The sequence below is a fragment of the Mycobacterium sp. Soil_C_30 genome (genome assembly GCF_057656995.1).
This window is the reverse complement of record NZ_JBDGJH010000004.1, coordinates 493871-505008: the sequence shown is the minus strand read 5'-3', so window position 1 is coordinate 505008 and position 11138 is coordinate 493871. Positions and strand designations below refer to the sequence as shown.

Here is an 11138-nt window from a genome sequence, read left to right as displayed (position 1 = left end):
GAGGCATCCACGCGAGCCACCTCTTCGATGACGATGCACGCCGCCACCGAATCCGCGCCCTGGCCGCCGAACTCCTCTGGGATGTGCACGGCATTGAACCCCGAGGCGTTCAACGCGTCGAGGGCCTCCTGCGGAAACCGCGAATTCTCATCCACATCCGCGGCATACGGAGCGATCTCCTTCTCCGCGAGCGCCCGGATCGCCGCACGCAACTCGTCGTGCTCCTCCGGCAACGCAAACAAATCAAATGACGAATTACCGGCCCAACCAGCCATCGTGCCTCCTGCACATTCAGCCCGGCCCCGCCTCCCCGGCTCCTTCGTCGCCGCATCGGCGACCGGGCTAGCTACTCGTCAGTAACTTTACTAGCCTGATGCGTCTCCGAGTAGTCGATCCCGCAGCGCGGCATCCTTCTTCAGCACCATCGCTTCGAGATCAGCCTGGAAGGCCACCATTCGCGCCCGCAGACCGGCGTCGGAAGCGCCCAGGATCCGCACCGCCAGCAGGCCCGCATTACGCGCCCCACCGATCGAGACGGTGGCCACAGGCACGCCCGCCGGCATCTGGACGATCGACAGCAGCGAGTCCAGGCCGTCGAGGCGTGCCAGCGGTACCGGCACCCCGATGACCGGCAGCGGGGTGGCCGAGGCCACCATGCCCGGCAGGTGCGCGGCACCACCGGCGCCGGCAATGATGACTTCGATGCCACGGTCGGCGGCACGCTGGGCGTAGTCGAGCATCCGGCTTGGTGTGCGGTGGGCGGAGACGACACCCACCTCGAACGGGATCTCGAACTCGGCCAGCGCGTCGGCGGCGTCGGACATCACTGTCCAGTCGCTGTCGCTGCCCATGATCAGCCCAACCCGGGGGCCCGTGCCAGTCATCAGTGTCCGTCCCATCCGTCGGTCCATTCGGCGTGCGACAGCCAGTGTGCCGCGCGGTTGGCGCGTTCTCTGATCTCCGCGACGCCCTGGCCGGGCACTCCGACGATGTTGACATGGCCGAGCTTGCGCCCGGGCCGCTCGCCCTTTCCGTAGAGATGCACTTTGGCCTCGGGCATCCGGCCGAACAGGTGATGAACCCGCTCGTCGACGCTCATGGTCGGAATCTCGGGAGCCCCAAGCACATTGGCCATCACCGTCACCTCGGCGCGGGCAGCGGTATCGCCCAGTGGATAGTCGAGCACCGCGCGCAGATGCTGCTCGAACTGGCTGGTGACCGAACCGTCCATGGTCCAGTGCCCGGAGTTGTGCGGCCGCATCGCCAGCTCGTTGACCAGCAGCGAGCCGTCCTCGGTCTCGAACAGTTCGACCGCCAGCACCCCCACCACACCGAGTTCGTTCGCCAGTCGCAGCCCGAGTTCCTGCGCCGCCGCACCCAATCCGTCGGGTAACTCCTGGGCCGGGGCGATGACCTCGACGCAGATGCCGTCGCGTTGCACGGTTTCCACCACCGGCCAGGCCGCGCCCTGCCCGAACGGCGAACGCGCCACCAGGGCTGCCAGCTCCCGGCGCATCGCCACCCGCTCTTCGATCATCACCGGCACACCGTCGGCGAGATACCGCTCGGCGATCGCCCGCGCGGCGGCGGCGTCGTCGGCCATCAACACCCCGCGCCCGTCGTAGCCGCCGCGCACGGTCTTGAGCACCGTGGGGCCGCCGATCTTTTCGGTGAACGCGGCCGCGTCGTCGGCGGTCTCGACCGCGGCGAATCGCGGCACCGGCGCGCCGAGTGCGCTCAGGCGCTGCCGCATGAGCAGTTTGTCCTGTGCGTGCACCAGGGCCTGCGGCGGCGGAGCGACGTTGACGCCCTCGGCCACCAGCTTGTCGAGCAGTTCGGTGGGCACGTGCTCGTGGTCGAACGTCAGCACCGTGGCGCCGGTGGCGGCCCGGTGCAGCGCGTCGAAGTCGGTGTGGGAGCCGATCACCACGTCCGGGCTCACCTGGGCGGCGGGATCACCGGAATCGACGGCCAGGACACGCAGCGTCTGGCCCAGCGCAATGGCGGCTTGATGGGTCATTCGGGCCAACTGGCCGCCACCGATCATGGCGACGACAGGGGCGTCTTTGGAAGATCTCGGCACGCCAACATGGTGTCATGACGGTCGCGGCCGGGTTAAGCCGGTGAACAGCGGCGATGTTCGACGATTACGCGGCCACAGGGGCGCTACGTACACTGCCTATCTATGTCCTTCGCTGATGCCACGATCGCGCGGTTGCCTCGCCCGGTCCGCCCGTTCGCCGAACGGCATCACGAACTCATCAAATTCGCCATCGTCGGCGCCACGACGTTCGTCATCGATTCGGCGATCTTCTTCACCCTCAAGCTGACCATCCTCGAACCCAAGCCGGTGACCGCGAAGATCATCGCGGGCATCGTCGCGGTCATCGCGTCCTACATCCTGAACCGGGAATGGAGCTTCCGGGACCGGGGCGGACGCGAACGGCACCACGAGGCACTGTTGTTCTTCGGCGTGAGTGCCGTCGGGGTGCTGCTGTCGATGATCCCGCTGTGGATCTCCAGCTACATGCTGATGTTGCGGGTGCCGGTGGTGTCGCTGACCATCGAGAACATCGCAGACTTCATCTCGGCCTACATCATCGGCAACCTGCTCCAGATGGCGTTCCGGTTCTGGGCGTTCCGCCGGTTCGTGTTCCCCGATGAGTTCGCGCGCAATCCGGAGAAGGCGCTGGAGTCGACGCTGACCGGCGGCGGTATCGCCGAGGCGCTCGAGGACGAATACGAACTGCGCCACGGCCTCGCCGAGGACTCGGTGGGCGACGGCACCGTCACCCCGTTGCGCCGGCGGCCGCCCGATCAGCTGGGCGACTCCTCTGAGCCGAGGGTGTCGAAGACCTCGTGATACAGCAGCGAGTGGACCTGCTCCACTCGCGGGATGTCGTAGAACTCCAGTGGGTCCTGCGACGCCGATTCGATGATCAGCGTTCCGGTCCGAAGGATTCGGTCGAGTAGGCCGTGGCGGAATTCGACACTGTTGACCCGGGCCAACGGGATGTCGATACCGCTGCGGGTGATCAAGCCGTGCCGGAACATCACCCGCCGGTCGGTGATCACGAAGTGGGTGGTCCACCAGTTGAGGAACGGCCACACCGTCAGCCATCCGACGATGATCAGCCACAGCGCCGCGATCACCACCGAGACCACGGTCTTGGCCGTCGCCTCCCAGTCGGTGTTGTTCACCACCGCGGCGCCGAAGGCCGCCAGGGCGGTGACGAGCACCAGGATGAAGATGGGGCCGACGAGCCGCTTCCAGTGCGGGTGCCGGTGCAACACCACCTGTTCGTCTCTGGCAAGAACGTTATCCGGGTAGCCCACGCTGGCACCTTACCCAGGGAATCCGCCGCCGCGGCTCGATCCGGGCTGGTCAGTACGTGTCACAGGAGTTCACGACGCGCACTCCGGACACCGATGAACGCCCGACGCGCCAGGAACCGCCCGACGCAATGGCCGTCAGAATCCTGCGGTACTCCTCGACACCCTCGCCGACTGACACCGCGAGTGCGATCACGTCGGCGCGCCTGAGCCGATATCGGCGATCTCCGTGGGTTCGTCGCGATGTGGCGCGTCACCAAGGCATCGGACCACCTCGCGGCGGCGCAGGGACACGGCGTGCGCCACCGCGGCGGGATGACGGCTGCCGGCGAGCTCAGATTACTTCCCGGCGCGAGAACAGCAACCCTTAGTCACGAGTTAAACACACATTGTTACTACTGCTAGGGCGCATTTTCCAGGCCCGTTGGATTAAACGTTAGCAAACTATCAGGCGGAGATGCTTGCAAAGTCAACCAACGAACGCTCAAGGTTGCCCGACTTCGTTTTCCGTGTTCTCGAGGGCCACGCCGACGCCCGGATCTCCATCCCTAACGGAACTCTAAGAACGCAGCCGATACCATCGAGTGCCATGACGAGTGTTACCGAGCCTGACGCCGGGGTTCCCGCCGAGAGCAAGGTCGATATCCACACCACTGCAGGCAAGCTGGCCGACCTGCGAAAGCGGGTCGAAGAAGCGCAGCATCCCGTCGGCGAAGCCGCCGTGGAGCGGGTGCACGCCAAGGGCAAGCTGACCGCCCGGGAGCGCATCTTCGCCCTGCTCGACGAGGGCTCCTTCGTCGAACTCGACGCGCTGGCACGCCACCGCAGCACCAACTTCGGGCTGGACAAGAACCGCCCGGTCGGTGACGGCGTGGTGACCGGCTACGGCACCATCGACGGCCGCGAGGTCTGCATCTTCAGCCAGGACGCCACGGTGTTCGGCGGCAGCCTCGGCGAGGTCTACGGCGAGAAGATCGTCAAGGTCCAGGAGCTGGCCATCAAGACCGGCCGCCCGCTGATCGGCATCAACGACGGTGCAGGCGCCCGCATCCAGGAAGGCGTGGTGTCCCTGGGCCTCTACAGCCGCATCTTCCACAACAACATCAAGGCCTCCGGCGTGATCCCGCAGATCTCGCTGATCATGGGTGCCGCCGCCGGTGGGCACGTCTACTCCCCCGCGCTGACCGACTTCGTCATCATGGTCGACCAGACCAGCCAGATGTTCATCACCGGCCCGGACGTCATCAAGACCGTCACCGGCGAGGACGTCACCATGGAAGAACTCGGTGGCGCCCACACCCACATGGCCAAGTCGGGTACCGCGCACTACGTCGCCTCCGGCGAGCAGGACGCCTTCGACTACGTGCGGGATCTGCTGTCCTACCTGCCTCCCAACAACTACGCCGAGCCGCCGCGCTACCCGGCGCCCCCGCATCCCGGCGCGGTCGAGGACAACCTGACCGACGAAGATCTCGAACTCGACACGCTGATCCCGGATTCGCCGAACCAGCCGTACGACATGCACGAGGTGATCACCCGGATCCTCGACGACGACGAGTTCCTCGAGGTCCAGGCCGGGTACGCGGGCAACATCGTGGTCGGCTTCGGCCGGGTCGACGGCCGCCCGGTCGGCATCGTGGCCAACCAGCCCACCCAGTTCGCCGGCTGCCTGGACATCAATGCCTCGGAGAAGGCCGCCCGGTTCATCCGGACCTGCGACTGCTTCAACATCCCGATCGTGCTGCTGGTCGACGTGCCCGGGTTCCTGCCCGGGACCGATCAGGAGTACAACGGCATCATCCGGCGCGGCGCCAAGCTGCTCTACGCCTACGGTGAGGCCACCGTCGCCAAGATCACCGTCATCACCCGCAAGTCCTACGGCGGCGCCTACTGCGTGATGGGCTCCAAGGACATGGGCGCCGATGTCGTGGTGGCCTGGCCGACGGCACAGATCGCCGTGATGGGCGCCTCCGGGGCGGTCGGTTTCGTCTACCGCCAGCAGCTCAAGAAAGCGGCCCAGGACGGCGAAGACGTTGATGCCCTGCGCCTGGAGCTGCAGCAGGACTACGAGGACACCCTGGTGAACCCGTACGTCGCCGCCGAGCGTGGCTACGTCGATGCGGTGATCCCGCCGTCCTACACCCGCGGCTACATCGGCACGTCGCTGCGGCTGCTGGAGCGCAAGATCTCGCAGCTGCCGCCGAAGAAGCACGGCAACATCCCCCTCTGACCCCGCGATTTCGGCGCGCCCGTAACCGCTGAGCGGTTACCAGCGCGCCGAAATCCCTGAAGGGAACACACATGTCTCAGCACGTCGACATCACCGAGGTCAGCGACCCGCGCGATATGACCATCGACGATCCTGCCCCGGCACCCACCGAGATCAAGATCGTCAGCGGCGAGCCCACCGATGAGGAGATCGCCGCGCTGGTCGCCGTGTTCGCGGCGACCGGGGGCGGCACCGGCGACCCGGGCCCGCAGGAGCTCAACCCCTGGGGCCATCCCGTCGACAAGCTGCGCTACGGCCTGACCAGCTGGCAGCGCGTCACTCTGCTGGAGCGGACACATATGCGGCGATGACGCGGCTGGTTCTCGCGTCAGCCTCTTCGGGGCGGTTGAAGGTTCTGCGCCAGGCCGGTGTCGATCCCCATGTGATGGTCTCCGGGGTCGACGAGGACGCCGTCATCGCGGCACACCCGGACGCACCCCCGGCCGAGGTGGTGACGGCCCTGGCCACCGCGAAAGCGCGTGATGTCGCCGCCGGTCTGCCTGCGGACATCACACGCGATTGTGTTGTGATCGGCTGTGATTCGATGCTCCTGTTGGACGGCCGGTTGCGCGGCAAACCCGGCACGCCGGAGGCCGCGCGTGCGCAATGGCAGTCCATGGCCGGCCGCAGCGGACAGCTGTTCACCGGCCACTGCGTGCTCAGGATCAACAATTCGGAAAGCCAGCAGCGCGCCGAATCGGGGAGCACCACAGTGCATTTCGGCGATCCCACCCCACCCGATCTCGATGCCTACGTAGCCTCGGGTGAGCCGTTGTTCGTCGCCGGGGCCTTCACCCTCGACGGCCTCGGCGGCTGGTTCATCGACCGCATCGAAGGTGATCCGTCGAATGTGATCGGCATCAGCTTGCCGTTGATTCGCCGGCTGCTGGCCGACCTGGACGTGTCGGTGGCCCGGCTGTGGGCCTCCAACCCCGCCGCGCCCCGGTAGGCTCGTCATCGTGCCGCTACCTGCAGATCCCAGCCCCAAGCTCAAGGACTACGCCCACCCCGAGCGCCTGGTCACCGCCGACTGGTTGTCGGCACACCTGGGCAGTAAGGGTCTGGTGATCGTCGAGTCCGACGAAGACGTCCTGCTCTACGACATCGGCCACATTCCCGGCGCGGTGAAGATCGACTGGCACACCGACCTCAACGACCCGAACGTCCGCGACTACATCACCGGCGAGCAGTTCGCGGAACTGATGGACCGCAAAGGCATTTCGCGCGACGACACCGTGGTGATCTACGGCGACAAGAGCAACTGGTGGGCGGCCTACGCACTGTGGGTGTTCACATTGTTCGGTCACGAGGACGTCCGGCTGCTCAACGGTGGGCGCGATCTGTGGATCTCCGACGGCCGCGACACCACGCTCGACGTGCCGACCAGAACCACCACCGGCTACCCGGTGGTCGAGCGTAATGACGCACCGATCCGCGCCTTCAAGGACGACGTTCTCGCGACGCTGGGCACCGAGACACTCATCGATGTGCGCTCCCCGCAGGAGTACACCGGCGAGCGCACCCACATGCCGGACTACCCGGAAGAGGGCGCGCTGCGCGGCGGCCACATCCCCACCGCGGTCTCCGTCCCCTGGGCCAAGGCCGCTGACGACCACTCCCGGTTCCGCAGCCGTGCCGAACTCGACGAGATCTACAGCTTTGTCGGCGAGGCCGGCAAACCGGTGATCGCCTATTGCCGCATCGGTGAACGTTCCAGCCACACCTGGTTCGTGCTCACCCACCTGCTGGGCGTGGAGAACGTCCGCAACTACGACGGCTCCTGGACCGAATGGGGTAACACCGTGCGGGTCCCGATCGTGGCGGGTGAGGCGCCGGGAGACGCGCCCGTGAGCTGAGTGAGCGGAACGAGCGCCAGCGAGAGACGGGAACGAAGCGAACAATCAAACCCGTGAGCTGAGTGAGCGGAACGAGCGCCAGCGAGAGACGGGAACGAAGCGAACAATCAAACCCGTGAGCTGAGTGAGCGGAACGAGCGCCACCGAGAGACGGGAACGAAGCGAACAGGAGGGCCCCGTGAGCATGCCCGCACCTCTGGCTGAGGTGGTGTCCGACTTCGCCGAGATGCAGGGTCAGGACAAGCTCCAGCTGCTGCTCGAATTCGCGCAGGACCTGCCCGAACTGCCCGGCGATCTCGAAGAGGCGGCCATGGAGCCGGTCCCGGAGTGCCAGTCGCCGCTGTTCCTGCACGTCGACGCCGCCGACCCGGCGCGGGTGCGGCTCTTTTTCAGTGCGCCCGCTGAAGCACCCACCACCCGGGGGTTCGCCTCGATCCTCGCCACCGGGCTGGACGGGCAGAGCAAAGACGACATTCTCGCCGTACCCGACGACTTCTACTCCGAACTCGGGCTGGCGGCGTTGATCAGCCCGCTGCGGTTGCGTGGCATGTCGGCGATGCTGGCGCGCATCAAGCGCCGACTGCGCGACGGGTAGGCGCCCGGGGCCATCCACGGCGCGCGGGTCGAGACGGCCCCTCAGTACAGCTCCGCTGATTTGCTGTGCCGTCACAGCGACTCGTCATCTGCTGTTGAGCGCTGCGTTCCGGCCTGTCCGGCAAGTGCGCCAGACAGGCCTGCAGTTACCCGGGCAGGAGCCACTTAGCGAACGAAGGTTCAGCAATAACCTGTGGTGGGAACACTGCCACTATGATCGAGCAAATGACCGAGACGCGTAGCGGGCGTCGCAGCGACGTCATCGCAGCTCAGCTCGCCGGGCACGTCAGCCATACCCGGCAGGATCTCGACCGCGACGGGCTGGTCCACCTTGCGGGCGTCATCTCCGCCGACTGGCTGACCGCCGCGCGTGCGGACATCGACGGTTACATCGCTCGGCACGGGTCGGGTGAACACAGCCTCGTCGACACCGACGACTGGGAGTGCCCCACCATCTCGGAGTTCGCGGAGGACGAGCGTGTCGAAGCCTTCCTTCACGGCCTCACATCGCTGTCCACCGACGCCGGTTATGCCGGCTATCGCCAGCGAGTGCTGCGCATCCTGGACGGCTCAGCGGTTGATTCGCCACCCTTTGACTGGCACTACGACGCCAACGCGGTGACGATGCTGGTTCCCCTCGTCATTCCCCAGGACGGATCCGGTCACGTCGCGATGTTCCCCGACCATCGCCCACACCGGCGCTGGGCGATGCTGAGTGCGGCGGAGCGGCTCGTGGTGCACAACAAGGCCTATGGCCGCCGGCTGCGGCGGCGCTACGACGACGACCCGGGGGCGTTCACACTGCGACTCACGCCCGGCGATGTGTACCTGTTCCGCGGTTATCGCGCGCTCCACGCCACCCTGCCGTGGCCGTCGGACACGCTGCGGGTGACGCTCATCCTCCAGTACGGCCATCCGTACGGACCAGAGGGCTCGCTTGTGCGGGCCGTGCGGGCGCGGCGCGCCCACATCAGGAATCGACGCACCGGCGACGGCGTGCACCAGAATCCGGTGCACTGACCACAACCCTGACAACGCTCGATGCAACTTACTTTGCAGTAACCGGCACCGCCTCACGCCGGCTTCAGGCGGGGCGCTTAAACTGCCCGATAGATTCTTAAAGACGTTTCTTAGACACGGCCGCCCTCGGCCAACAGACTTAACTCAGTAGGAGGCGCAGTGCCTAGTCACGCCAGCTCGAGCATCTCCAAGGTTCTCGTCGCCAATCGCGGCGAGATCGCGGTCCGGGTGATCCGTGCGGCCAAAGATGCCGGCCTGGCCAGCGTGGCCGTCTACGCCGAACCCGACGCCGACGCCCCCCACGTGCGCCTGGCCGATGAGGCCTTCGCCCTCGGCGGCCAGACCTCGGCCGAGTCGTACCTGGTGTTCGACAAGATCCTCGACGCCGCTGCCAAGTCCGGCGCCAACGCCATCCACCCGGGCTACGGCTTCCTCTCCGAGAACGCCGATTTCGCCCAGGCCGTCCTGGACGCCGGCCTGATCTGGATCGGCCCCAGCCCTCAATCCATTCGTGACCTCGGCGACAAGGTCACCGCCCGCCACATCGCCGCCCGCGCCAAAGCCCCCCTGGTGCCCGGCACCCCTGACCCGGTCAAGGACGCCGACGAGGTGGTCGCCTTCGCCAAGGAGTACGGCGTGCCCGTCGCGATCAAGGCCGCGTTCGGCGGCGGCGGCCGCGGCATGAAGGTCGCCCGCACCCTCGAAGAGATCCCCGAACTGTTCGAGTCCGCCACCCGTGAGGCTGTGGCCGCCTTCGGGCGCGGTGAGTGCTTCGTCGAGCGCTACCTGGACAAGCCCCGCCACGTCGAGGCACAGGTCATCGCGGACACCCACGGCAACGTGGTGGTGGCAGGCACCCGCGACTGCTCGCTGCAGCGCCGCTTCCAGAAACTGGTCGAAGAAGCCCCCGCGCCCTTCCTCACCGAGGCGCAGCGCAAAGAGATCCACGAGTCCGCCAAACGCATCTGCAAGGAAGCCGGTTACTACGGCGCCGGCACCGTGGAATACCTGGTCGGCCAGGACGGCCTGATCTCCTTCCTGGAGGTCAACACCCGCCTGCAGGTCGAACACCCGGTCACCGAGGAAACCGCCGGCATCGACCTGGTGCGCCAGCAGTTCCGCATCGCCAACGGCGAAGCCCTCGACATCACCGAAGACCCCACCCCGCGCGGGCACTCCTTCGAATTCCGGATCAACGGCGAAGACGCCGGCCGCGGCTTCCTGCCCGCCCCGGGCCCGGTGACCAACTTCGTCCCGCCCACCGGCCCCGGTGTGCGCCTGGACTCCGGCGTGGAAACCGGCTCCGTGATCGGCGGCCAGTTCGACTCCATGTTGGCCAAACTGATCGTCTCCGGCGCCACCCGCGAAGAGGCCCTGGAACGCTCCCGCCGCGCCCTGGCCGAATTCACCGTCGAAGGCCTGGCCACCGTCATCCCGTTCCACCGCGCCGTGGTCTCCGACCCCGCCTTCATCGGCGACGAGAACGGTTTCACGGTCCACACCCGCTGGATCGAGACCGAATGGGACAACACCATCGAACCCTTCACCGGCGGCGGAGCCGTCGACGAAGAGGAAGCGACACCCCGTCAGACCGTCATCGTCGAGGTGGGCGGCCGTCGGGTCGAGGTGTCACTGCCCGGGGATCTCGCCCTCGGTGGCGGCGCCCCGGCCGGTGGCAGCGGCGTCATCCGCAAGAAGCCGAAGCCGCGCAAGCGTGGCGGTGGCGGCGGCGCGGCAGCCTCCGGTGATGCGGTGACCGCCCCGATGCAGGGCACCGTGGTCAAGGTGGCCGTCGAAGAGGGCCAGCAGGTCTCCGCCGGTGATCTGATCGTGGTGCTGGAAGCCATGAAGATGGAGAACCCCGTCACCGCGCACAAGGACGGCACGGTCACGGGCCTGTCGGTGGAGGCCGGTGCGGCCGTCACCCAGGGCACCGTCCTCGCCGAACTGAAGGACTGACCTCTTCCGTCCGCGCGCCGAGTCAGCGGTCCGATCCACCTGGTGAGGACCGCTGACTTCAGGAAATTCTCCTGTATCGCCACATTTGGCAAACAGCTCGGTTAACG

General features: G+C 66.9%; 12 protein-coding genes. 8 read left to right on the top strand and 4 right to left on the bottom strand.

Features of this window, described 5'->3' with window-relative positions; translation table 11 throughout:
• The 3 genes from AC3A6P_RS10630 to AC3A6P_RS10620 all read right to left on the bottom strand — a co-directional run.
• Positions 1–275, bottom strand: a 275-nt coding sequence (locus AC3A6P_RS10630; RefSeq protein WP_487691436.1) for an acyl-CoA dehydrogenase family protein, incomplete at its 3' end; no start/stop codon positions are given.
• A gap of 90 nt (positions 276–365) precedes the next feature.
• Complete coding sequence (gene purE / locus AC3A6P_RS10625; RefSeq protein ID WP_487691435.1) at positions 366–884, bottom strand: 5-(carboxyamino)imidazole ribonucleotide mutase; 519 nt, start codon at positions 882–884, stop codon at positions 366–368.
• Entirely contained in the window at positions 884–2083 is a 1200-nt protein-coding gene (locus AC3A6P_RS10620; protein ID WP_487691434.1) for a 5-(carboxyamino)imidazole ribonucleotide synthase, read from the bottom strand. Before AC3A6P_RS10620 ends, purE begins: the two co-directional genes overlap by 1 nt.
• Before the next feature lie 102 nt (positions 2084–2185).
• Here AC3A6P_RS10620 and AC3A6P_RS10615 point away from each other — a divergent pair, with 102 nt between their 5' ends.
• A complete protein-coding gene (locus AC3A6P_RS10615) occupies positions 2186–2863 on the top strand; it encodes a GtrA family protein (protein WP_487691433.1) in 678 nt (225 codons plus the stop codon).
• Here the strand turns inward: AC3A6P_RS10615 and AC3A6P_RS10610 are convergent.
• Positions 2818–3336, bottom strand: coding sequence for a PH domain-containing protein (locus AC3A6P_RS10610; RefSeq protein WP_487691432.1), 519 nt, complete (start codon positions 3334–3336; stop codon positions 2818–2820). The genes AC3A6P_RS10615 and AC3A6P_RS10610 overlap by 46 nt on opposite strands.
• A gap of 586 nt (positions 3337–3922) precedes the next feature.
• Between AC3A6P_RS10610 and AC3A6P_RS10605 the strand changes: the two genes are divergently transcribed.
• The 7 genes from AC3A6P_RS10605 to AC3A6P_RS10575 all read left to right on the top strand — a co-directional run bounded on the left by AC3A6P_RS10605 (position 3923) and on the right by AC3A6P_RS10575 (position 11031).
• Positions 3923–5563, top strand: a complete 1641-nt coding sequence (locus AC3A6P_RS10605) for an acyl-CoA carboxylase subunit beta (protein WP_487691431.1) — start codon at positions 3923–3925, stop codon at positions 5561–5563.
• A gap of 71 nt (positions 5564–5634) precedes the next feature.
• Entirely contained in the window at positions 5635–5913 is a 279-nt protein-coding gene (locus AC3A6P_RS10600) for an acyl-CoA carboxylase subunit epsilon (RefSeq protein WP_487691430.1), read from the top strand.
• Positions 5910–6551, top strand: coding sequence for a Maf family protein (locus tag AC3A6P_RS10595; protein ID WP_487691429.1), 642 nt, complete (start codon positions 5910–5912; stop codon positions 6549–6551). Before AC3A6P_RS10600 ends, AC3A6P_RS10595 begins: the two co-directional genes overlap by 4 nt.
• Positions 6552–6561: 10 nt before the next feature.
• Complete coding sequence (locus AC3A6P_RS10590) at positions 6562–7458, top strand: sulfurtransferase (RefSeq protein ID WP_487691427.1); 897 nt, start codon at positions 6562–6564, stop codon at positions 7456–7458.
• A 184-nt stretch (positions 7459–7642) separates the two neighbouring features.
• Positions 7643–8053, top strand: a complete 411-nt coding sequence (locus AC3A6P_RS10585) for a SufE family protein (RefSeq protein ID WP_487691460.1) — start codon at positions 7643–7645, stop codon at positions 8051–8053.
• 224 nt (positions 8054–8277) lie between these two features.
• Complete coding sequence (locus tag AC3A6P_RS10580; protein ID WP_487691426.1) at positions 8278–9072, top strand: hypothetical protein; 795 nt, start codon at positions 8278–8280, stop codon at positions 9070–9072.
• Positions 9073–9231: 159 nt separating this feature from the next.
• Positions 9232–11031, top strand: coding sequence for an acetyl/propionyl/methylcrotonyl-CoA carboxylase subunit alpha (locus AC3A6P_RS10575; protein WP_487691424.1), 1800 nt, complete (start codon positions 9232–9234; stop codon positions 11029–11031).
• The last annotated feature ends 107 nt before the right edge of the window (positions 11032–11138 follow it).

Bases quoted from the DNA above. Each gene is read 5' to 3' on its own strand.
- AC3A6P_RS10615 (WP_487691433.1), top strand. From the start codon at position 2,186: ATGTCCTTCGCTGATGCCACGATCGCGCGGTTGCCTCGCCCGGTCCGC.
- AC3A6P_RS10595 (WP_487691429.1), top strand. From the start codon at position 5,910: ATGACGCGGCTGGTTCTCGCGTCAGCCTCTTCGGGGCGGTTGAAGGTT.
- AC3A6P_RS10605 (WP_487691431.1), top strand. From the start codon at position 3,923: ATGACGAGTGTTACCGAGCCTGACGCCGGGGTTCCCGCCGAGAGCAAG.
- AC3A6P_RS10580 (WP_487691426.1), top strand. From the start codon at position 8,278: ATGACCGAGACGCGTAGCGGGCGTCGCAGCGACGTCATCGCAGCTCAG.
- purE (WP_487691435.1), bottom strand. From the start codon at position 884: ATGACTGGCACGGGCCCCCGGGTTGGGCTGATCATGGGCAGCGACAGC.
- AC3A6P_RS10600 (WP_487691430.1), top strand. From the start codon at position 5,635: ATGTCTCAGCACGTCGACATCACCGAGGTCAGCGACCCGCGCGATATG.
- AC3A6P_RS10585 (WP_487691460.1), top strand. From the start codon at position 7,643: ATGCCCGCACCTCTGGCTGAGGTGGTGTCCGACTTCGCCGAGATGCAG.